General features: G+C 73.8%; 16 protein-coding genes. 9 read left to right on the top strand and 7 right to left on the bottom strand.

Annotated elements, in window-relative coordinates; genetic code table 11:
* Nucleotides 1-14: 14 nt before the first annotated feature.
* The 3 genes from ACZ407_RS09100 to ACZ407_RS09090 all read left to right on the top strand — a co-directional run bounded on the left by ACZ407_RS09100 (nt 15) and on the right by ACZ407_RS09090 (nt 6,764).
* A complete protein-coding gene (locus tag ACZ407_RS09100) occupies nt 15-2,198 on the top strand; it encodes a carbohydrate-binding protein (RefSeq protein ID WP_468126797.1) in 2,184 nt (727 codons plus the stop codon).
* A gap of 1,672 nt (nt 2,199-3,870) precedes the next feature.
* Nucleotides 3,871-4,635, top strand: coding sequence for a bestrophin-like domain (locus ACZ407_RS09095; protein WP_468126795.1), 765 nt, complete (start codon nt 3,871-3,873; stop codon nt 4,633-4,635).
* 107 nt (nt 4,636-4,742) lie between these two features.
* Entirely contained in the window at nt 4,743-6,764 is a 2,022-nt protein-coding gene (locus ACZ407_RS09090; protein ID WP_468126793.1) for a flavin monoamine oxidase family protein, read from the top strand.
* A gap of 107 nt (nt 6,765-6,871) precedes the next feature.
* Here the strand turns inward: ACZ407_RS09090 and ACZ407_RS09085 are convergent, their stop codons facing one another.
* Nucleotides 6,872-7,366: a MarR family winged helix-turn-helix transcriptional regulator gene (locus tag ACZ407_RS09085; RefSeq protein ID WP_468126791.1), complete on the bottom strand. Its 495-nt coding sequence runs from the start codon at nt 7,364-7,366 to the stop codon at nt 6,872-6,874.
* A 63-nt stretch (nt 7,367-7,429) separates the two neighbouring features.
* Here ACZ407_RS09085 and ACZ407_RS09080 point away from each other — a divergent pair, with 63 nt between their 5' ends.
* Nucleotides 7,430-9,529 (top strand): MMPL family transporter, encoded by a 2,100-nt coding sequence (locus ACZ407_RS09080; RefSeq protein ID WP_468126789.1) that lies wholly within the window; start codon nt 7,430-7,432, stop codon nt 9,527-9,529.
* An 18-nt stretch (nt 9,530-9,547) separates the two neighbouring features.
* Here the strand turns inward: ACZ407_RS09080 and ACZ407_RS09075 are convergent, their stop codons facing one another.
* Both ACZ407_RS09075 and ACZ407_RS09070 read right to left on the bottom strand, forming a co-directional pair.
* Nucleotides 9,548-10,888: a jacalin-like lectin gene (locus ACZ407_RS09075; protein ID WP_468127111.1), complete on the bottom strand. Its 1,341-nt coding sequence runs from the start codon at nt 10,886-10,888 to the stop codon at nt 9,548-9,550.
* A gap of 160 nt (nt 10,889-11,048) precedes the next feature.
* On the bottom strand, nt 11,049-12,317 hold the full coding sequence (locus ACZ407_RS09070; RefSeq protein WP_468126787.1) for a hypothetical protein: 1,269 nt from the start codon (nt 12,315-12,317) through the stop codon (nt 11,049-11,051).
* 400 nt (nt 12,318-12,717) lie between these two features.
* Here ACZ407_RS09070 and ACZ407_RS09065 point away from each other — a divergent pair, with 400 nt between their 5' ends.
* From ACZ407_RS09065 to ACZ407_RS09050, 4 genes are all read left to right on the top strand, one after another.
* Nucleotides 12,718-13,449 (top strand): FadR/GntR family transcriptional regulator, encoded by a 732-nt coding sequence (locus ACZ407_RS09065; RefSeq protein WP_468126785.1) that lies wholly within the window; start codon nt 12,718-12,720, stop codon nt 13,447-13,449.
* On the top strand, nt 13,446-14,882 hold the full coding sequence (locus tag ACZ407_RS09060) for an amino acid permease (RefSeq protein WP_468126784.1): 1,437 nt from the start codon (nt 13,446-13,448) through the stop codon (nt 14,880-14,882). The genes ACZ407_RS09065 and ACZ407_RS09060 overlap by 4 nt, the downstream gene beginning before the upstream one ends.
* Before the next feature lie 168 nt (nt 14,883-15,050).
* Nucleotides 15,051-16,469, top strand: coding sequence for an aspartate ammonia-lyase (gene aspA / locus ACZ407_RS09055; protein WP_468126782.1), 1,419 nt, complete (start codon nt 15,051-15,053; stop codon nt 16,467-16,469).
* 213 nt (nt 16,470-16,682) lie between these two features.
* Nucleotides 16,683-17,726, top strand: coding sequence for a S66 family peptidase (locus tag ACZ407_RS09050; protein WP_468126780.1), 1,044 nt, complete (start codon nt 16,683-16,685; stop codon nt 17,724-17,726).
* Here ACZ407_RS09050 and ACZ407_RS09045 read toward each other — a convergent pair.
* The 3 genes from ACZ407_RS09045 to ACZ407_RS09035 form a co-directional block, all read right to left on the bottom strand.
* Nucleotides 17,716-18,264 carry a Rossmann-fold NAD(P)-binding domain-containing protein gene (locus ACZ407_RS09045; protein WP_468126778.1) on the bottom strand — a complete coding sequence of 183 codons (549 nt, stop codon included), beginning with the start codon at nt 18,262-18,264 and terminating at the stop codon, nt 17,716-17,718. The genes ACZ407_RS09050 and ACZ407_RS09045 overlap by 11 nt on opposite strands.
* A gap of 137 nt (nt 18,265-18,401) precedes the next feature.
* Nucleotides 18,402-18,890 (bottom strand): hypothetical protein, encoded by a 489-nt coding sequence (locus ACZ407_RS09040; protein WP_468126777.1) that lies wholly within the window; start codon nt 18,888-18,890, stop codon nt 18,402-18,404.
* Nucleotides 18,887-19,627, bottom strand: coding sequence for an RNA polymerase sigma factor (locus tag ACZ407_RS09035; RefSeq protein ID WP_468126775.1), 741 nt, complete (start codon nt 19,625-19,627; stop codon nt 18,887-18,889). The genes ACZ407_RS09040 and ACZ407_RS09035 overlap by 4 nt, the downstream gene beginning before the upstream one ends.
* 74 nt (nt 19,628-19,701) lie before the next feature.
* Here ACZ407_RS09035 and ACZ407_RS09030 point away from each other — a divergent pair, with 74 nt between their 5' ends.
* On the top strand, nt 19,702-20,151 hold the full coding sequence (locus ACZ407_RS09030) for a hypothetical protein (RefSeq protein WP_468126773.1): 450 nt from the start codon (nt 19,702-19,704) through the stop codon (nt 20,149-20,151).
* Between the two features lie 120 nt (nt 20,152-20,271).
* Here the strand turns inward: ACZ407_RS09030 and ACZ407_RS09025 are convergent, their stop codons facing one another.
* The gene (locus tag ACZ407_RS09025; protein ID WP_468126771.1) at nt 20,272-21,003 is read right to left on the bottom strand and encodes an SDR family NAD(P)-dependent oxidoreductase; all 732 of its coding nucleotides are present in this window, start codon (nt 21,001-21,003) and stop codon (nt 20,272-20,274) included.
* Nucleotides 21,004-21,118: the final 115 nt, after the last annotated feature.

Here is a 21,118-nt window from a genome sequence, read left to right as displayed (position 1 = left end):
GAGCACACCTCTTCATGAACATCCCCACCCGCGGCAGGAGCCGCGGCCGCCACCGCCGCCGCTGGAGCGCCACCGCCCTGCTGCTCGCAGTGCCCGCCGCCGTCGTGCCGTACCTTCTGCTCACCCAGGGGGACTCGCAGGCCACGACGGCCGCCGGGGCCGGACCCTACGTGTGGCGCAACGCGCAGGTGGCGGGCGGCGGTTACGTCACCGGGCTGGTGTTCAACGCCCGGGAGAAGGGCCTGCTGTACGCACGTACCGACATGGGCGGCGCGTACCGCTGGGACACCCGCGCCCGGCAGTGGACTCCGCTGACCGACTGGGTCGGTGAGAAGGACTGGAACCTGCTGGGCATCGACGCGGTGGCCACCGACCCCGTCGACCCCCGGCGCCTCTACCTCGCGGCGGGCACCTACACCAACGACTGGGCCGGCAACGGCGCGATCCTGCGTTCCGCCGACCGGGGCCGCACCTTCAAGCGCACCGACCTGCCGTTCAAGCTCGGCGCCAACGAGGACGGCCGCGGGGCCGGCGAGCGGCTGGCGATCGACCCCGCGCAGCACGGCACCCTCCTGCTGGGCACCCGCAAGAACGGGCTGTGGCGCAGCACCGACCACGGTGCCACATGGCGCCAGGTCTCCTCGTTCCCCGTCAAGGACGGAGCGGGCAGCGGCGCGGGCATCTCGTTCGTGACGTACGGCCCGGCCGGCAGCAAGACCGTCTACGTCGGCGTCGCGGACAAGTCCGCCTCCCTGTACCGCTCCACCGACGGCGGCCGCACCTGGCGGGGCGTCTCCGGGCAGCCCACCGGGCAGATGCCGCAGCACGGGGTGCTCTCCGGTGACGGCTCGCTCTACCTGACGTACACCAACGCCCTCGGACCCAACGGCGTGACGGCCGGTTCGGTGTGGAAGTACACGCCGGCGACCGGTGCGTGGAAGGACATCTCGCCCTCCCAGGGCGGTTACGGGTTCTCCGGCCTGGCCGTCGACCCGCAGAAGCCGTCCACCGTGATGGTGGCCACCCTCGACCGGTGGTGGCCGGAGGACGAGATCTACCGGACCACCGACGGCGGCACGACGTGGAAGGCGCAGGCCGCGGTCTCGGTGCGGAACGCCTCCGGCGCTCCGTACGTCGGAACCGGTACCGGGCACTGGATGACGGCCCTGGCCATCGATCCCTTCGACTCCGGGCACGTGCTGTACGGCACCGGCAGCGGCATCTGGCGCAGCAGGGACGCCGCCGCCACCGACAGCGGCGGCACGAGCCACTGGGCCGTGGGGGCGCGCGGGCTGGAGGAGACGGCGCTGATGGACGCGATCGCCCCGCCCGGCGGCGCGCATGTCATCACCGCCATGGGCGACTTGGGCGGATTCCGCCACGGGTCCCTGACCAAGGTGCCCGCCGGGCGGCTCAAGAACCCCATGATGACCAACAGCACGTCCATCGACTTCGCCCAGTCCCGCCCTTCGATGATGGTCCGCGTCGGCCGGGGCGGCGCACAGGACGGTGCCTACTCGACCGACGGCGGCCGCAGCTGGAAGGGCTTCGCCTCGGAACCGGTGGCCGGCGCCGACAGCGGCCGCGCAGCGCTCGCGGCCGACGGTTCCGCCATCGTCTGGACCCAGTCCGGCCAGGCCCCGTACCGCTCGACCGACAAGGGGGCCACCTGGTCGCAGGTCCGCGGGCTGGGCACCGGCGCCGTGGTCGTGGCCGACCGGTCGTCGGCCGCGGTCTTCTACTCGCTGGCCGGCGGCACGCTCCACGCCAGCACCGACGGGGGAGCGACCTTCAGCGCCCGGGCCGCGGGCCTGCCCGCCGACGGCCGGCTGGAGGCCGTACCCGGGGTCCCCGGGGACCTGTGGATCGCCGGCGGTGGCCGGGGGCTCCTGCACTCCACCGACGGCGGCCGCAGCTTCACCGCGCTCGCGGGGGTGCAGTCCGCCTCGGCACTGGGCTTCGGCAAGGCCGCACCGGGCACCTCCTACCAGGCCCTGTACCTCATCGGCACGGTGAAGGACGTGACCGGAGTCTTCCGGTCCACCGACCGGGGCGCCACGTGGGTCCGCGTCAACGACGACGCACACCAGTGGGGCAGCATCGGCGGCGTCGGCGTCATCACCGGTGACCCCGACACCTTCGGCCGCGTGTACGTCGGCACCAACGGACGCGGGCTCCTGTACGGCGACCCGTCCTGACATCCGCCGCGGCGGGGCCCGGGGTCGGCGGCCCCTGGCCCCGCCACGGCCGCGGAACCGGGGCGGGCGGGCCGGCCCGCGCAGTCCGCTCGACACGCTGTGCGCGGCGGACGGCCCAATCGATCTTGGGATCACATAATGCCGCCATGGGTTTCCGTCGAAAACTGTCGGGCGCAGCACGAGCAGTGCTGTCGTTGGGCATGGGTGCGTGTCTGCTCGGTTCCGCGCCCATGGGCGGAACGGACGGCGGCGTGCTGAGGATTGCGGTGTCGACGAACAGCGTGCCGGGCACCGGGGTCCACGTGCGGCCCGGGCAACTGCTGGTCCGCGTGTACCGGCTGCGCAACAACGCGGAATACGGCCTGCGCGGGGTCCGGGTGCGGGACGCGCAGGCCACCGGCGGACGCGTGCACTGCCCCCGGTCTTCCATGGCGCCGCTGGGGACGATGACCTGCCGGGCGGCCATCGCCGCTCTCACGGGCCGCCACCGCGTCCGGGTGACGGCCACCGGCACTGCGGCCTGGCCGGAGTACCCGGGCGGTCGCGCGTCGGCCACCGCGGGGTACCACGCCCGCGCCTCCGTCCTGGTCCTCAAGCGCCAGGCGTCGCAGAAACGTCTCTCCTATCGTCTGATGTACGCAGGCCCCGCCCCCTTGGACGACGTGCGCCTTCGCGACCCGCTGCTGCGTGCGGCCGGTCCGTTGACGTGCGCCGGCGGAGGGGGCGTCCCACCCCGGCTGCAGCCCGGTACGAGCGTCGAGTGCTGGGCATCGGCCCCGACCGCGCCCGGGCGCCATGCATCCGTGGCCGTGGCCACCGGCACGACGGCGGACCGGGCCGTCTCCGCGACCGGGTCGTTACTGCCCCCGCTGGCCCTGGTCGCACGGGCCGCCGCCGGGTACGCGGTGCCCCACCCCCGGCCGGTGCCGCGCCCGCCTCACCCCCCGGCGAGCCGGCAGCCCCGCCCCCCTGCCCCGCCTCGTCCCCCCGCCGCGCCGCAGCCCCCGGGCACGCCCCAGTCTCCGGGAGTTCCGCAGCCTCCCGGAGTTCCGCAGCCTCCGGGTGTACCCCCGTTCCCCGGTGTGCCGCAGCCCCCGGGCACGCCCCAGTCTCCGGGCGCCCCTCCCCGCGCATCCGTACCGCCCGGGGCTCCTCTGCCTCCGGGCCTTCCTCTGCCGCCGGGGGTGCCCCTGCCTCCGGGCCTGCCGCTGCCCCCTTGGAGCCCCTTGCCCCCGGGCGCGCAACTGCCCCCCGGTGCACCGCCGCCCGGCGAGGGCACGGCTCCGGGCCCCGCGGCGCCGCCGGGCGGGGATGCACCGGCGCCGCCCGGCGAGGGCGCGGCGGGCGTCGGCACCGGGCCGGCGGCCGCGGCCCAACTGCCGCCCCTGGCCCTCACCGCACCGGGAGGGCAGTTCCTCGCGGCCGGTCAGGCGGGGCGTGCCCGAGGGCAGTCCACCGCGGCGAGGCCCACCGCTCCCGAAGAGGCCGAGGCCGCCCGCGCACGCCCTCCGGGCACGTCTCCGGCCCGGTCCAGGCCGCGGTCCGAGCCGCTCATGGACCGGATGGACTGGGCGGTGCTGACCCTGGTGCTCGTGCTGTTCCCGGCTTTGCTGGCCGCGATGAACTTCGAGTCGCGGCGCACATCGAAATCCCGTGAGGAGTAGGGCCTGACATGTTCGGCGTGGGTGTGTTGTTCGCGTTCGTGGGTGCGGTGACGGCGTGCGGCCTGACGTGGGCGCTGTCCCGCAGCGAGGCATCCAGGAAGGCTCACCTGGAAGCTCCCGCGCTGGGCTTCGTGGGCAGCGCCACTCTGGCGCTGTTCGTGCTGACGGCGGCCTTCCTGGTGGCGAGTTCCTGGCAGCAGCGCAATGCCGCGAGTGACCACACCTACCAGGAGGCGCGTGCGCTGGAGGCCGCCTTCGGGGACATGCGGGAGCTGCCGGCCGTGGTGCGTCCGCAAGCCCGGGAGCAACTCAGGCAGTACACCGCGGAGGTGGCCGGACCGGAGTGGGTTCTGATGCGGGACCGGCAGATGAGCACGAAGGCCGCCGGCCTGCTCGACCAGGCGCGGCTGACCGTCGCGCGCGTACAGGGGACGGGGGAGGAGCAGACCGCCCGGGACGCGGTCGGCACCGCCCTGGACGGCGTGGCCACGGCACGCAACCAGCGCTCCAGCGACATGCGGTGGACCGTCCCGGAACCCATCTCGTACGCGCTCGTGGCCACGGCCCTGCTGGTCGTCCTCTTCCCGGCCCTGGTGGGCATCAACGCCGGTCCGCGGCACATGCTGGTGATGCTGCTGCTCGGCACCGTGCTGGGATTCGGCGTGTACCTGGTGTCGATCCTCCAGCACTCGTTCAGCCCGCCCCTCGGCATCGAGCCGGACGCGTACCGGCAGGCCCTGATGCGGTTCGACCAGATCGAGGCCGCACGGTAACGGACGACGCAGCCAAGTGATGCCGGTCTTGGGCTGATTGGGCTAAACCCTGTCATGCGCGCGAGTGTGGCGGGCAGTTGGCGCGGGCCCCGTTGCATGGTGAGGCGATGCGAGCCATTCGATCAACGAAGTCCTCCGGCGCGCCCTCCGGGCCGGGCCCCCTTTCGCGGCGCGAGTTCGCCGCGGGCGCCGCCTCCGCGGCAGCCGCTGTCGCCGGCGCCACGGCCGCACCGGCGACGGCGGCCGGTCCGGGACCGGCCCTCCTGGCCCCTCCGGCGACTTCCGCACCGTCCGGTCGCGCCCTCCGGGTCGCGCACGCGCTGCTGATGCGCGGCCCCGGAGGGGAGGACCTGGTCCCCTCCTACCTGCGGGTGCTGGTCGGCGACGGCCTGCCGAGGACTTCCGCGGCGCCGAAGAAGGTCCTCGTGGTCGGGGCCGGCCCGGCGGGGCTGGTGGCGGCGCTGCTGTTGCGGCGGGCCGGGCACGCGGTCACGCTCGTGGAGGCGAACGGCAACCGCGCCGGAGGCAGGATCAAGACGTTCCGCAAGGGCGGCCACGAGGGGGCAGCCCAGCCCTTCGCCGACCCGCTTCAGTACGCCGAGGCCGGAGCGATGCGCATCCCGCAGAGCCATCCCCTGGTCATGGCCCTGATCGACCACCTGGGCCTGCCACGCCGGAAGTTCCGCCTGGTCGACGAGAACCCCGACGGAACCCGTGCCCTGCGGACCTGGATCCACGTGAACGGAATCCGCGTGCACCGGGCCGAGTACGCGCGCAACCCGCGCCGGGTGAATCGTTCCTTCGGAGTGCCCCGCGCCCTCTGGGACGTGCCTTCCGCCACGATCCTCGCCGACGCGCTGGCACCGGTGCGGGACGAGATCAGTACGGTGGCGGCCGACGGGCGCCGCGTGGACAAGCCGGCCGGGGAACTGATCGCCGGATGGGTGCGGATCGTCGAGCGCTTCGGCGACTGGTCGATGCGGCGCTTCCTGCGGGAGTCCGCCAAACTCGACGACGCCACGATCGACCTGGTCGGCTGCCTGGAGAACCTCACCTCCCGCCTCTCCCTCTCGTTCCTCCACAGCTTCCTCGGCGCGGCCCTCATCGCCCCCGACACCGCGTTCTGGGAACTGCGCGGCGGTACGGCGACCCTCGCCGACGCCCTGCTGGAAGAGGTCCGGGAGTGCGTCCGCTTCGACCGGCGGGTCACCAGGATCGAGTACTGGGACCCGTCCCGTCCGCACGCCGACACCCCGCACGTCGGCCCCGACGGTCCGCGCGTATGGGTGGACACGGTGTCCGAAGGACGCGAAGGCACGCCGGTACGGGAGCAGTTCACCGCGGATGCCGCCGTCATCACGGTGCCCTTCTCGGGACTGCGGCACATCCGCATCGCCCCGCTCATGTCGTACGGCAAGCGCAGGGCCGTCACCGAACTCCACTACGACAGTGCCACGAAGGTCCTGCTCGAATTCAGCCGCCGCTGGTGGGAGTTCGACGAGGACGACTGGAAGCGGGAACTCGCCACGATCGACCCCGGCCTCCACGAGGCCTACCAGAAGGGGCGCGCCCCCGCCGACGGCAGCCTCCTGGGCCGCCACGGCTCCGTCACCGGGGGCTTCCTCTCCGACAGCCAGCGCGTGTACTACGCCGCGTACCGATCCGTGAGCCGCGACCAGCCGGAAGCCGTCGGCAGTCTGGGAGGCGGATCGGTGAGCGACAACCCCAACCGCTTCACGTTCAACCCCTCGCACCCCGTGCCGGGCAGCGCCGGGGGAGTGGTGCTCGCCTCCTACAGCTGGGCGGACGACGCCAGGCGCTGGGACGCCCTCGACGGCGACTCCCGCTACCCCTACGCCCTCTGCGGCCTCCAGGAGATCTACGGCCAGCGCATCGAGGTCTTCTACACCGGTGCCGGGAAGACCCAGAGCTGGGCGCGGGACCCCTACGCCTACGGCGAGGCATCCGTCCTCCTCCCCGGCCAGCACACCGAACTCTTCCCCGACATCGGCACTCCGGAAGGCCCGCTCCACTTCGCGGGCGACCACACCTCCCTCAAACCCGCCTGGATCGAGGGAGCCCTGGAATCGGCGGTCCGCGCCTCCCTGGAGGTCCACACCGCCGACTGACGGCCGCAAGCCCCTGCCGCGGTGGCGGGCGTGACGGCGACGCTGTCCGCAGGGGCCGGTCGGCGGCGCCCGCGGCGTCCCGCACGGCCGGGTGCGGGGCCCGCGGCTCAGCGGCCGACGTGCGTGAGCTGCCGGTTCAGCTCGTGCAGGAAGCGCACGACCGTGTGGAGTTCGCCGGCGTCGAAGCGCGCCCGTACGGCGTCCGTGGCGCGGGCCAGCGGTCCGAAGTACTCGCGCGCCACCTCCCGGCCGGCCGGCGCGTAGTGCAGGTGCACGACCCGCCGGTCGTCGGCCGCCCGGGAGCGCCGGATGTGGCCCGCCTTCTCCAGCCGGTCGATGCAGGCGGTCACCGCCCCCGAGGTGAGGTTCATGCGAGCGCCGAGCCGGCCGGGGGTCATCGGCTCGCCGTCCTCGTCCCGTTCGGCGTCCAGGACGGCGATCAGGGCCTGGACGTCGGTGAGGTGCAGGCCGTGGGAGTGGGCGAACTCCTGGGCGATGCGGTTGAACTCGGCGTTGAGCCGTCGCAGGAGTACCGCGAAGGACTGCAACCCGATCGGGTCCTCGTCGGGAGTCGCGGGCGGAGGAGTGACGGCGCTGCTCATGACCTCAGTCTATGATCTCTCGATGATTGAGATACTTTCTCGTAGAGTTGTCGGAGGCTGTCCATGAGGAGCACGTCGCGCCGGGCCCGGTGGCTGGTCCCGCTGGCACTGCTGCTGGTCTGGCTGGGGATCGGCGGGACGCTCGGCCCCTACGCCGGACGGCTCGGGGAGGTCGCGACCAACGACCAGGCCGCGTTCCTCCCCGCGAGCGCGGAGTCCACCCGGGTCCTCGAAGCCGGCAAGCCCTTCGAACGCACCGCATCGGTGCCCGCGGTCCTCGTGTGGCAGGCTGCCGGCACCGGCCGCGTCGGCGAGGCGCAGCAACGGGCGGCGACACGGGCCGTTGCGGGCCTGGCAGGCCGGGAAGGCATCGCCGGGCGGCCCTCACCCGCCCTGCTCTCCGAAGACGGCCGGGCGCTGCAGGCGGTCGTCCCCCTGGCCCCCGACCTCGGTGACGAACTGCCCGCCGTCCTCGCGGAGGTGCGCGCGGCCGCGGAGGCGGTGCCGGGGCTGACCGCCGGGATCGCCGGCCCGGCAGCCACCCGGGCGGACCTCTCGGACGCCTTCGCAGGCATCGACGGCCTGCTCCTCGGCGTCGCCCTGGGCGCCGTCCTGCTGATCCTGCTGCTGGTCTACCGGAGCCTGCTGCTGCCGCTGGTGATCATCACGGGCGCCGTGATGGCCCTCGGCCTGGCCTGCGCCGTGGTGTACGCGCTCGCCGACCGCGGGATCGTGCGCGTGGACGGACAGGTCCAGGGCATCCTGTCCATCCTCGTCATCGGCGCGGCCACCGACTACGCGCTGCTGCTGGCCGCACGCTTCCGGGAGGAACTCGCCGCCCGGGCCGACCGCACGGCCGCCGCCGTCGCGTCCGTGCGCCGGTCGGCCGGTGCGATCACCGCCAGCGCCGCGACCGTCGCCCTCGGCCTGCTCGCCCTGCTGGCGAGCGACCTGACGAACAACCGGGCACTGGGCCCGGTGGGCGCCATCGGCATCGCCTGCGCGGTGCTGAGCACCCTGACCTTCGTGCCCGCCGTACTCGCCCTGCTCGGGCGCAGCTCGTTCTGGCCCGCGACACCCGAGCCCGCGGACGCCACGACCGACGGGCACCGCATCTGGCGCCGGATCGCGGCCGTGATCGACGCCGCCCCGCGCCGGGTGTGGGTGTCGACGACCGCCCTCCTGCTCGCCCTGGCCGCCTTCGCCCCCACGCTGTCCTCGAAGGGCGTGCCCCTGGACGAGATCTTCGTCAACGACGCCCCGTCGGTGGCGGCCCAGCGGACTCTCGGCGAGCACTTCCCCGCAGGCTCCGGCCAGCCCGCGGTCATCATCGCCAACGAGGGGAAGGCGGCAGAGGCCCTCGCCGCCGCCCGGGCCGCCGACGGCGTCGCCTCGGCCGCCGCAGTCACCGCCTCGGGCCGCCCGGGAGCCGGAACCCCCCTGGCCGTCGACGGCCGCGTCCGCATCGACGCCACCCTGGCGGCCGCCGCCGACAGCCGGGCCGCCCGGACGGCGGTCGAAGGGCTCCGTACCCGCCTGCACGCCGTCCCCGGGGCCGACGCCCTGGTCGGCGGCTACACCGCCCAGCAGTACGACACCCAGCGGACCGCGGCCCGCGACCGGACCGTCATCGTCCCGGTGGTCCTCGCCATCATCCTGCTCATCCTGGTACTGCTGCTGCGCGCCCTCCTCGTGCCGGTCCTCCTGGTGGCGACCGTCGCCCTGAACTTCCTCGCCACCCTGGGCGTTTCCGCCCTCGTCTTCGAGCACCTGCTCGGCTTCAGCGGCACGGACGCCTCCGTCCCCCTGTACGGATTCGTGTTCCTCGTCGCCCTCGGCGTGGACTACAACATCTTCCTCATGTCACGGGTACGGGAGGAGAGCCTCGTCCACGGCGTCCGCCGAGGCGTCCTGCGCGGCCTGACCACCACCGGAGGGGTCATCACCTCGGCCGGCGTGGTCCTCGCCGCCACCTTCGCCGCCCTGATGGTCATCCCCCTCGCCTTCCTCGTCCAGATCGCCTTCATCGTCGCCTTCGGCGTCCTCCTGGACACCCTCGTCGTGCGCTCCCTGCTCGTACCCGCCCTGGTCCTGGAGACCGGACCCCGCGCCTGGTGGCCCGGCCGCCTGTCCCGCACGGCACCGGGCGGGGGAGCGGCGTGACAACCCGGCCGGCGCCCGTCAGCGGCGGGTCTGCACGAAGCCGATCTTGTCGATCTCCTCGCCCGCGCGGCCGTGGAACCCGGTGATCTGCCAGCCGGGCGGGGCGGTGTGGGTGACGCAGTCGGCAGTCGTCGTGCCGCCGGCGAGGGTGCGCCCGAGGTTGGTCGTGAACCTCGCGTGGAAGATCCGGGTGCGGCCGTCCTTCCGGGCCCGGCACAGGTACGCGGAGGTGACGTACTCGTCGCTGCCGAGCGTCAGGGAGGCCGCGGTTCCGCCCGTACCGCCGTGGGCGAGGGTCGTGCCGTCGTCCAGGGTGAGGGCCATCCGGTCGACGCGGGCGCCGGCCTGCAGGCCGATGCGGGTGACGCGGGCGTCCGCGGGGACGCGGTCGATGTCGTTGAAGCGGGCGCCGTGCGGTCCGCCGAACTGCTCGCTCAGCCGGTAGGCCGGATTGCGCTCCCAGGAGAACGCGACCGCGACGGGGTCGTGGTCGGAGAGCATGAGCCGGTCGCCGGTGAGGAAGGCGGCGTGCTCGTTGGCGTACGAGGTCGCGTGCAGGGAGACCAGCCGGCTGCCGCGGTAGAGCACTTTGTCGACGAGCTCGCAGGTGGCCGGCACGGTCGCGCCGGACTGGTCGCAGAGCAGGGGGTCGCTGCCCTTGGCGGGCGGGGTGCCGCCGCGGACCACTTCGACCCAGGCGTCGGTGAGGCCGTTGGCGGCGGCGAACTCGGCGATGGTGTCGCCGGCCCGGGTGTAGCGGGTGTTGGTGTCGCCCATGACGACGACCGCGTTGCCCGCCGAGTTGCCCCTGATGAACGCGGTGAGCTGGGTCAGGTTGTCGGCCCGTGCCGCGAGGTCGCCTGCGCTCGTGCCCGCGTTGGTGTGCAGGTTGTAGAAGTCCACGTACACCCCGTCGGCGAGGCGCTGCCGGGCGAAGCTGAAGCCCTTCGGGGTCAGGCAGTCACCCGAGTCGTACTGGCACGAGTTCCAGCGGATCCGCTCGAAGTCGTCCGTGTCGTAAGGGGACTTCGCGAGGGTGTTGAGCCCGCTGCCGATGCCCGCCCCGCCGCTGGTGGGGGTGCGGTACGGGTGCGCGGTGTCGGCTTCGTAGAGGCGCGCGTGGTAGTTGAAGTCCTCCTGCACGTGGACGATGTCGTACGGCGCGATCCGCCGGCCGATCTCCGTCGTGCTGGACTCGCGCGGCGTCGGGGCACTGGAAATGCTCTCGGGCAGGCCGGCGACGTTGTAGGTGAGCACGCTGAAGGTGCCGGAGTCGGCGGCCGCGGCCGGTGCCGCCATGGCGGTGGGCCCGGCGAGTGCGGCGGCCGCCGCCGTCAGCCAGACGAGCAGTCGGTGCATGGCGGTCTCCTGGCGGGTGGAGGTCATGGGCGGAGGCGGCGCGGAACGAGACGCCCCCCCACTCCCGTACGCAGCATGACGCCCCGAGTGTTAACGCTCACAACCAGTGCGTCAAGGCCCCGGACCGGGCTGCCGCGGCCGGTGCTCCGCCCGCAGCACTTCAGCTCGCGGGCGCGTCGGCCGCCTCCCCGTCGGTCAGGCGCGCCCGCCATGCGCCCACGTGTTCCTCCGACATGGCGGCGAGGCGTGCTATCTCCCGGTCGCCGCGCCCGTCGGACCACGCCAGGATCCGCGTCACGGTGCGGTTGCGCGCGGCGCGGAAGTCCTTGAGCGTGTTCTCCAGGCGCGTGACCTCCTCGGCCTCCGCCACGAGTTGGCGGTCGACGGCCGAGCGCTCCTCGGCGCGCAGGCCGTGCAGATGGGCGCTCAGGCCCGTCAGGGCCAGCCCCTCCTCGTGTGCGGCGTTCTGGAAACCCTCGGCCAGGGCCGCCAGCACGCAGTCGGGCACGTCGGCGAGAGTGGCTCCGAGGGGCTTGGCGGCCGCCCAGGCGCCGCGGCCCGCCTCCGTGGTCTCCAGCCAGACGCGGGCGTCCGTCGGAGTGCGGTCACCGCACGCCCGGGCACGGTAGGCGTACAGCGCGGCACGGTGGCCGTAGAACGTGAACCCGTCCTCGATCTGCCGCCCGGCGGCGCGGCACATCCGTCCCGGTACGCCGCCGTAGCCGCTCTCGGGCGAGTAGTCGGCGTAGGCGTCGAGCTCCGCGTCCGAGGCCAGACCCCAGGCGGGATCGCACAGGTCGGGGTTCATCGCCAGGAAGGCCCCCACCTCCACGCGCCAGGCCGGGGTCGGCGTCGCGCGCACCGGCACGGGCCGGCGGAGCCCGTCGGGGGAGGCGGCGGTGCGGGTCGCCGACCGCTCGATGTCCTCCCAGGCGGTGGCGGCCTCGGCCGACCACTCCAGCTCGGCGCCGGGCCCGACCCGGTGGATCGAGTCCACGAGCCGCTGTACGGACGGCAGGATGCCCCGCGCGAGCACGTGGAGCTCCTCGGCGGTGAAGAAGCGCCAGGTGCAGCCGCGCTGCTGGTCGTGGGTCAGGTGGCGGAGCAGCTGCACCACGACTCCGGGAGCCGGCAGGGCCCCGTCGCCGAGCGCCCTCCGTGAGGGGCCGGGCAGCCGAGTGGCGAGGTCTTCGCCCGGAGCCCGCCAGTCGGTGTCGCCGAACCAGACGGCGCCGGTGCGCACGTCCACCGCCAGCCACTGCTGGTACGCCGCTCCCGGCCCGTAGCGCCGATCGTGCTGCTCGGCGTGCTCGTCGTGCCAGACGTACTCGGCCGGAGGCGGGTCGAGCTCCACCGCCATGAAGCCGTCCTCGGGGCGGTAGCCGGTGAGGATGCGGGCCGTTGGGGGCGCGTTGTCGGCTGCGGTCATGAGGGGTTTCCTCTCGCTGGAACGTCAACCGCCGCCAACGTAGAGCTCCCGGCAGGCAATGGTTTAACTTTCAGCCATAGTGTTCGGTAGTCGGACAGGTCGGGAGGCCTGGTGGTGCGGTGCGGTCTACGCGCGTGCGGACGCCGCCAAGTTGGCGGATTCCGCACGTCCGCCGCGGTCCGGGCCCGTCCGGGCGTGGTGCGTGCTGCACACTCCACGGGGGCGCGCCCGGCGCTCGCGCGGCGAGCGTCCGCCCCCGCCAGCGCCGGCGTACGGGTGCCGCGGGGTGCCCATTCGGCCCGGGGGTGGACGTAACCCGCGCACCGGGCGAAGTTCACCGGCCGGATTTTCCCGACAGAAGTGTCTTGACACCCTCCGGTGCACCCCGCAGGATCACAGCGTGAACCTGTCAGACAGCCAGACAGGTGGCCAACTGCCGCGGCGCGTCAGCGCGATGGAAGCGGTCTTCGGTCACCTGCGCACCGCCATTGAGCGCGGTGAGTACGCCGTGGGCGACAAGCTCCCCTCGGAAGCCGAGATGTGCCGGACGCTCGAGGTCAGCCGGCCCGTGCTGCGGGAGGCGCTCCGGGCCCTGCAGGCCATGGGCCTGACCGTCTCCAAGAGCGGCAAGGGCACCTTCGTCCTCGCCAACACGGTGGAAGACCCCACCTTCGGCGACTACGCCGCAAGCGACCTGCTGGAGGTGCGCCGGCACGTCGAGATCCCGGTCGCCGGGTACGCCGCCGTGCGCCGCACCCCGGAAGACCTGGACCACCTGCGCCATCTGCTCGACCGCATGGAGCAGGAGACCGACACCACCGCCTGGGTGGCGATGGACACCGTCTTCCACCTGGCGGTGGCCGAGGCCTCCCGCAACCCCGTCTTCCGCCGCGTCATCGAGGAGATCCGCGACGCACTGGCGCGTCAGTCGACCTTCCTCAACGAGCTGGGCGGCCGGCGCGAGCAGTCCAACTGCGAGCACCGGGCCATCCTCGAGGCACTGGTCGACGGGTCCGAGCACGACGCGGTGGAGGCCATGTCCCACCACCTCCTGCGGGTCGAGACGACCCTCACCGACATCGTGCGCCCCCAGCACACGAGCACCCCCACGGAAGGCGGACCCGAGGCGTGAGCGAGCAGTTCCTCAAAGGCGAGAAGCGCACCACGACCCGTCACGTCGACGCCGGGGACACCGGGTACAGCAAGTCCCTGAAACCCCGCCACGTCAACATGATCGCCATCGGCGGTGCGATCGGCACCGGCCTCTTCCTCGGCGCCGGAGGACGCCTCGCCGACGCCGGGCCCTCGCTGTTCATCGCGTACGCCGTCTGCGGGGTCTTCGCGTTCCTCGTCGTGCGCGCACTCGGCGAACTCGTCCTGTACCGGCCGTCCTCCGGCGCCTTCGTCTCGTACGCCCGGGAGTTCCTGGGCGAGAAGGGCGCGTACACCGCGGGCTGGATGTACTTCCTCAACTGGGCGACCACCGGCATCGCCGACATCACCGCCGTCGCCACCTACACCCACTACTGGGGCCTGTTCTCCGACGTTCCGCAATGGGTGATCGCGCTCGTGGCCCTCGCCGTGGTCCTCGCCGTGAACCTGATCTCGGTGCGGATCTTCGGCGAACTGGAGTTCTGGTTCGCCATCGTCAAGGTCGGCGCGCTCGTCGCCTTCATGGCGATCGGGATCTTCCTCCTCGCCACCCGGCACCCCGTCGACGGGGCCGTCCCCGGCCCGGCACTGATCACCGGCAACGGCGGCATCTTCCCCAACGGCCTGCTCCCGATGCTGCTGATCATCCAGGGCGTCGTCTTCGCCTACGCCTCCGTCGAGCTGGTCGGCGTCACGGCGGGCGAGACCGAGAACCCCGAGGAGATCATGCCCAAGGCGATCAACTCGATCATGTGGCGCGTGGGCCTCTTCTACGTCGGCTCGGTCGTCCTGCTGTCGATGCTGATGCCGTGGAGCGCCTACAGCTCCGGCCAGAGCCCCTTCGTCACCGTGCTGTCCCACATCGGCGTCCCGGCGGCCGGCGACGTGATGAACCTGGTCGTCCTCACCGCGGCCATGTCCTCGCTCAACTCCGGCCTCTACTCCACCGGTCGCATCCTGCGCTCGATGGCCGTCAACGGCTCGGCCCCGCGCTTCACCGCCCGGCTGAGCCGTACGCAGGTGCCCTACGGGGGCATCCTCCTCACCAGCGGCATGTGCGTCCTCGGCGTCGGCCTCAACTTCGTCGTTCCGGCCGACGCGTTCGAGATCGTGCTCAACCTCGCCGCCATCGGCATCCTCGCCACCTGGGGCATGATCATGGTGTGCCACCTGCTCTTCTGGCGGAAGACCCGTGAGGGCGAACTGACCCGTCCCTCCTACCGCCTGCCCGGCTCCCCGTGGACCGAGATCGTGACGCTGGCCTTCCTCGCCTCCGTCCTGGTCCTGATGTACGCCGACGGAGGCGCGGGCCGCACCACCGTGCTGTGCGTACCGCTGATCGCCGCGGCGCTGACCGCCGGCTGGTACGCGGTCCGCGGCCGCGTGGCGGACGCCGCCGGCCGCGACGGCTGAGCCGGCACCCGCCCGTCCCGCCCCACGGCGCGCGGGCCCGCACGCCTCGCGCACCACGGCCGCTCCGGACCTCCGGGGAGCCGGCCGCGGACCCGCCGGGCACCCGCCCGCCGTGCCCGGCCGGCTCCGCACCCCTCACCGCTGCACCCACCACCCAGGAAGAGGGCCATGCCCACGACGACTGCCGCCACCCGCACCGAACACGACCTGCTCGGCGACCGCGACGTGCCCGCCGACGCCTACTGGGGCGTCCACACCCTCCGGGCCGTCGAGAACTTCCCCATCACCGGCACGCCCGTCTCCGCCTACCCGCACATGGTCGAAGCCCTCGCCGCCGTCAAGGAGGCGGCGGCGCTCGCCAACGAGGAGCTCCGCCTGCTGGAGCCCGCGAAGGCCGCCGCGATCGTCGCCGCCTGCCGGGAGATCCGCGCCGGCAAGCTCCACGACCAGTTCGTCGTCGACGTCATCCAGGGCGGAGCCGGCACCTCGACCAACATGAACGCCAACGAGGTGATCGCCAACCGCGCCCTGGAGCTCCTCGGCCACGCGAGGGGCGAGTACCGCCACCTGCACCCCAACGAGGACGTCAACCTCGGCCAGTCCACCAACGACGTCTACCCGACCGCCGTGCGGATCGCGACCGTGTTCGCGGTCCGCACCCTGCTCGACGCCATGGCCGTCCTCCAGGACGCCTTCACCCGCAAGGCCGCCGAGTTCCACGACGTGCTGAAGATGGGCCGGACCCAGCTGCAGGACGCCGTCCCGATGACGCTCGGACAGGAGTTCTCCGCCTTCGCCGTCATGCTCGACGAGGACCGCAGCCGGCTCGCGGAGGCCCTCGGCCTCATCCACGAGATCAACCTCGGCGCCACCGCCATAGGCACGGGCCTCAACGCCCCCGCCGGATACGCCGAGTCGGCCCGCCACCACCTGGCCGGCATCACCGGACTGCCCCTGGTCACCGCCGCCGACCTGGTCGAAGCCACCCAGGACTGCGGCGCGTTCGTCCAGATGTCCGGCGTGCTCAAGCGGATCGCCGTCAAGCTGTCCAAGACCTGCAACGACCTGCGCCTGCTGTCCTCCGGGCCGCGCGCCGGACTCGGCGAGATCAACCTGCCCCCCGTACAGGCGGGTTCGAGCATCATGCCCGGGAAGGTCAACCCGGTGATCCCTGAGGTGGTCAACCAGGTCGCCTTCGAGGTCATCGGCAACGACGTCACCATCACCATGGCAGCCGAAGCCGGACAGCTCCAGCTCAACGCCTTCGAGCCGGTCATCCTGCACTCGCTGTCGAAGTCCGTCACCCACCTGCGCGCCGCCTGCCTCACCCTCGCGGAGCGCTGCGTGGCCGGCATCACCGCCAACACGGAGGTGCTGCGCGCCACCGTCGAGAACTCCATCGGCCTGGTGACCGCCTTGAACCCGCACATCGGGTACACCGCAGCCACCGAGATCGCCAAGGAGGCCCTCGCCACCGGCCGCGGCGTGGCCGAACTCGTCCTGGAGCGCGGCCTGCTCCCGGCAGAGACGCTCGCGGCCCTGCTCCGCCCGGAGTCGATCGCAGGCACCGCAGCCCCCGCAGCCTGACGCACCGGCCCCTCCGGCGACCCCAGCCCCTCGCCGGAGGCCCACCCGTGCGGGCCCGGCCGTCCCCGGCCTGGGAGGCCGTGCCGTGGCGCGCGCCGCCGCCGGGGGAGCGCCGCCACTCGCCCGCGGCCCGGCCGGGGACCTGGCCTGCCGGTGCCTGCACCCCGGGAAAATGCCCGGGGTGCAGGCACCGCCCGCTCCTATGATCTGCAGATGACGGATCCCCTTCACCCCGCCAAGCCCCGCCCCGGAGACCGGGTCGCCGTGCTGTCCCCGGCTTCCGGCCTGCCGGGCCTCTTCCCCCTGCCCTACGAGCTGGGCCTGCGCAGGCTCCGGGACGACTTCGGGCTGGAGCCGGTGGAATACCCGACGACCCGCACGATGGGCGCGAGCCCGGCCGAACGGGCCGCGGACATCCACGCGGCCTTCGCCGACCCCGGCATCAAGGCCGTGATCGCCAGCATCGGCGGCGAGGACCAGATCACCGTCCTGCGCCACCTCGACCGCGACCTGCTCCGCGCCCACCCCAAGCCGTTCTTCGGGTACAGCGACAACACCAACCTGCTGCTGTTCCTGCGGAACCTCGGCATGGTCGCCTACCACGGCGGCTCGGTGATGGTCGAGCTGGGACGGCCCGGGGCGATGCACCCGCTGTCCGCGGATTCCCTCCGGGCGGCCCTGTTCACCTCGGGCGAGTACGAACTCGCTCCGGCGAGCAGCTGCGGGGACGTCAACCGCCCCTGGGAGGACCCGCGCACCTTCGAGTCGGCGCCGGAAATGGAGCCGGCCGACGGCTGGACCTGGCACCGCGGCGACCGGGTCGTCGAAGGGCTCGCCTGGGGCGGCAACCTGGAGATCCTCTCCTGGATGCTGATGGCCGACCGCGAGGTTCTGCCGGCCGAGGCCTACGTCGGCAACGTCCTCTTCCTGGAGACCTCCGAGGAGATGCCGCGCGCCGAGGAGGTGTACCGGATCCTGCGGAACATGGGGGAGCGCGGGCTGCTGGAGCAGTTCCCCGTGCTGCTGATGGGCCGGGCGAAGAGCTGGTCGTTCGAGAACCGGTTCGACGCCGGGGAACGGGCGCACTACCGCCGCGGGCAGCGGGAGTCCGTCCTGCGCGCCCTCCGGGAGTACGCCCCCGACACGATGGCGGTCTTCGACGTCGACCTCGGCCACACTGATCCGCAGCTCGTGATCCCCGTCGGAGGCCGGGTCCGGGTGGACGGCCCGGCGCGCCGGATCTTCGTCACCTACTGAGCTCGGCACGGTAGGCCGCGGCCGTCCGCTCCAGCGCCTCCTCGACCGGGGTGGCGACGGCGCCCAGCCGGTCCCGGATGAGGCGGGAGTCGACCACGTACGGTTCGGCGAACTCGTACCGCATCTCGATGAGTTCGCGCATCGTGCGGTTCACCGCCCCCATCGCGTACAGGGCGAGCGCGGGCATCCGGCGCAGCCGGGCGGCGCCGGGGCGGCCGGTGGCGCGGTGGGCCAGCTCGACGAGCCGGCGGGTGGTGCGGGTGTGCGGGTCGTTGGGGAGGTGCCAGATGCGGCCCGGGGCCTCGGGGTGCTCGCCGAGGAGAGCGAGCGCCTCCCCGATGTCGGGGATGAACGTGTACGTGTGCGGCTGGTCCGGATCGCCGAGGACGGTGGCGGCACGGCCGGACAGGAGGGCCGGGAACACCTGGTCGCCGAGGTTGGACTGGGCCCCGCCGCGGGGTCCGAAGTAGTCGGAGGCGCGGCCGATGGCCACCTCCACGCGCCCGGCCGCGTGCGCGGCGAGCAGCTCGCGCGCCATCAGCCCGCGGAGCCTGCCCTTGCGGGTGGTCGCGGCCTCGGGGGACTCCTCGGTGAGCGGGCGGCCCCCGGGCGGGCTGACACCACGGCCGCCCGCAGCCGCCGCAGGCGCGCGGGGCGGCTCTCCCCGCGGCCCGGTCAGCCCCGGGGGCCGGGCTCCCCGACCGGGCCTGAGCCGGGGCGGGGGGACGCCTCGGAGGACGGGTTCGCGGAGGCGGCGGGAGGTCTGGGGGCGGCCGGCGCCTCCGACGGGGGGAGCACCTGCGTGGAAGGCTGCGGCGCCGGAGTGGGCGTGGCGGGGCCGCGGGTGGGGCTCCGGTCCCCGTCGGGAGTGGTCCACCCGGGCGGGGCCGCCGGCGGCACGGGCCGGCCGCCCGGGGGGCCCGGGGCCAGGGCGACGTACGCGGCGACGGCGACGGCGGCTGCGCCGGTGAGTGCGGCCAGCGGAAGGCCCAAGCGGCGCAGCCGCTCCAGGGGCAGCCGCCGAAGGTGCCTGCCGGGCGGATCGGCGGGCCGCAGGTCCCGGACGGTCACCTCCCCGGCGCGGGCGGCGAGGGCCTCGCGCAGCCTCCGCTCCACGGGCCGCCGCGACCCGGTCTCGTCTTCGTGCTCGTACGTGGGGTTCACATCCGGCCTTCCAGGATCTTCTCCAGCGCGTCGAGGGCGCGGCTCGCATTGGACTTCACCGCACCCCGGCTGATGCCGAGGGCGTCCGCGATCTCGGCCTCGCTGAGCTCGCCCCAGTAGCGCAGGACCAGGACCTCGCGGCGCCGGGGCGTGAGCCGGGCGAGCGCGGCCAGTACCTCGCGGTGCTCCTCGTGGAGGATGGCGTGCTCCGCGGCGGACGGGACGTCCACCGGGACGGGCGGTGTCCAGGCGCGGGCCGTACGCCGCCGCCGCAGCACCGAACGGCAGGTGTTGACCACCGCCGTGCGCAGGTACCCGAGCGCGTTGTCCACCTCGCCGATGTGCTCGCCGTGGCGCCGGTAGAGGGCGGTGAAGGCGTCCTGCACGACGTCCTCGGCGGTGGGCAGGTCGTCGACGAGCAGCACGGCCAGGCGCACCATGCGGAGGCGGTGCGCGTGGTAGAGCTCGCTGACGGTGGGCGGCCGCCCACCGTCCGGACCGACCTCCCCGGCACGGGCGTACGGCGCGCACCCCGGGTGTTGCGGGTACGAGGCGTGCTGCGGGCGGGTCGGGTACGAGGCCCCGGACGTGGCCGGGCCGCCCCGGTCCCGGGGGGCGGCGGTCCGGGCGCGGCGCAACAGTCCGCGCAGCAGACCGCGCACCGCAGGGCCGAAGCCGTGCGGTGCGCGTGCGGGGCCGGGCAGCGGCGCGGGCTGCGGTACGGCGAGGTGGAGCACGGGATTCCTCGGGTGCGGCACGTCAGTTGCGCGTGCGGATCCGCCGTACGGCGTACAGGGATCCGGCGCCGGCGGTGATGAGCAGTGCGGCGCCGCCGCCCAGGGCTGCGGTGGTCGCGGTCGAGCCAGTATGCGCGAGCTCGTCCGCCGTACCGTCGGCGGGGGCCGGTGCGGGGGCGGGCGCCCCGGAGGGAGCCTCCGACGGCACGGCCGAAGGGTCGGCCGACGGCTGCTCGGCGGACGGGGCTGCCGACGGGGCGGCGGCGGGCCCGGCACTCGGCCTCGCGCTCGCTCCGGCACGCGGCCGCGCACCCGAAGCGGGCGCGGACACCACGGCGGGTGCCGCACCGCCGGGCGCGGCCGCGGGGGCGGCGGCAGGCGCGGCCACCTCGGCGGGGCCCGGGACGGCGGAGTCGGCCTGGGCCGTCCCCGCGGCAGCGGCGAAGGAGGCGAGCACTCCGGCCGCGACGGCCGCACCGCAAACGTGCCTGAGGTTCTTCATGTGGATCTCCTGGGTCGGGTGAAGGGCACGGAACCGTGGCCCTCACCCCGCACGACGCTTGACCCGCCCCCGGGTTGCCGCGCACCCGGAAGTTTTTCGGCGGACGGCGCGTCCGCCGCTTGAGGGGCCGGGATCGGCCGCCTCAGACCTGCCGGGCCCCGCCGTCCACGAAGAGTTCGATGCCGGTGATGTAGCTGCTCTCGGCCGAGGCGAGGAACAGGGCGGCGGCGGCCACCTCTTCCGGACGGCCGGGGCGGCCGAGGGGGACGCGGGCCGCCGCCGCCTCCACCACCCCGGCGGGCGCCCGCTCCAGGGCCGGGGTGACGATCGGGCCGGGGCTGAGGGTGTTCACCCGGATCCCGCGGCCGGCCAGTTCGAGCGCCATGCTGCGCGCCATGGACCGGACGGCGGCTTTCGTCGCGGCGTACACACCGAAGTGCTCCGACCCTGCGGACCCTGCGGCCGAGCCGAGCAGGACGACCGAGCCGCCGTCCCGGAGCAGGGGCAGGGCGCGCTGGACGGTGAAGAAGACCGCCTTGAAGTTCAGGTCCGAGGTCCGGTCGAACTCCTCGGGGGTGAGCTCCGCAAGTCGGGCCGCCCGCCCGCCTCCGGCCCCGGCCACCAGGACGTCCACGTGCCCGCAGGTTGCGGCCACCGCCGCGTAGAGGCGGGTCAGATCGGCCTCCCGGGTCACGTCTCCGGGAACCGCGGTGGCGGCGTCGCCCAACGCCGCGGCAGCCGCGGCCAGTTCCGCCCTCCGGCGGCCCGTGACGAAGACCCGGGCGCCCTCCGCGACGAAGCGCTGCGCGATCGCCAGACCGATCCCGGCCGAACCGCCCGTGACCACCGCGGTCTTGCCGTCGAGCCGTCCCATCCGCCCTCCGCCTTCGGTCTTCGGCCCTCCGCGCCGCGGCGAGCCGGCCCCGCGGTCCGGCGGGCGGGGCGATGGCGCCGAGGCTGGGGCAGGGGCCGTACGAAGTCAAGGGCCG

The sequence above is a fragment of the Streptomyces sp. NPDC030809 genome, from assembly GCF_055572195.1.
The sequence above is the reverse complement of the archived record's forward strand: the minus strand, read 5'-3'. Positions and strand labels throughout refer to the sequence as shown.

Coding starts and splice junctions, on each gene's coding strand:
- ACZ407_RS09070 (WP_468126787.1), bottom strand. CDS start 12,317: ATGACCGCAGCCGACAACGCGCCCCCAACGGCCCGCATCCTCACCGGC.
- ACZ407_RS09045 (WP_468126778.1), bottom strand. CDS start 18,264: ATGGCGCGCGAGCTGCTCGCCGCGCACGCGGCCGGGCGCGTGGAGGTG.
- ACZ407_RS09085 (WP_468126791.1), bottom strand. CDS start 7,366: ATGAGCAGCGCCGTCACTCCTCCGCCCGCGACTCCCGACGAGGACCCG.
- ACZ407_RS09025 (WP_468126771.1), bottom strand. CDS start 21,003: ATGGGACGGCTCGACGGCAAGACCGCGGTGGTCACGGGCGGTTCGGCC.
- ACZ407_RS09090 (WP_468126793.1), top strand. CDS start 4,743: ATGCGAGCCATTCGATCAACGAAGTCCTCCGGCGCGCCCTCCGGGCCG.
- ACZ407_RS09095 (WP_468126795.1), top strand. CDS start 3,871: ATGTTCGGCGTGGGTGTGTTGTTCGCGTTCGTGGGTGCGGTGACGGCG.
- ACZ407_RS09100 (WP_468126797.1), top strand. CDS start 15: ATGAACATCCCCACCCGCGGCAGGAGCCGCGGCCGCCACCGCCGCCGC.
- aspA (WP_468126782.1), top strand. CDS start 15,051: ATGCCCACGACGACTGCCGCCACCCGCACCGAACACGACCTGCTCGGC.
- ACZ407_RS09050 (WP_468126780.1), top strand. CDS start 16,683: ATGACGGATCCCCTTCACCCCGCCAAGCCCCGCCCCGGAGACCGGGTC.
- ACZ407_RS09080 (WP_468126789.1), top strand. CDS start 7,430: ATGAGGAGCACGTCGCGCCGGGCCCGGTGGCTGGTCCCGCTGGCACTG.
- ACZ407_RS09075 (WP_468127111.1), bottom strand. CDS start 10,888: ATGCACCGACTGCTCGTCTGGCTGACGGCGGCGGCCGCCGCACTCGCC.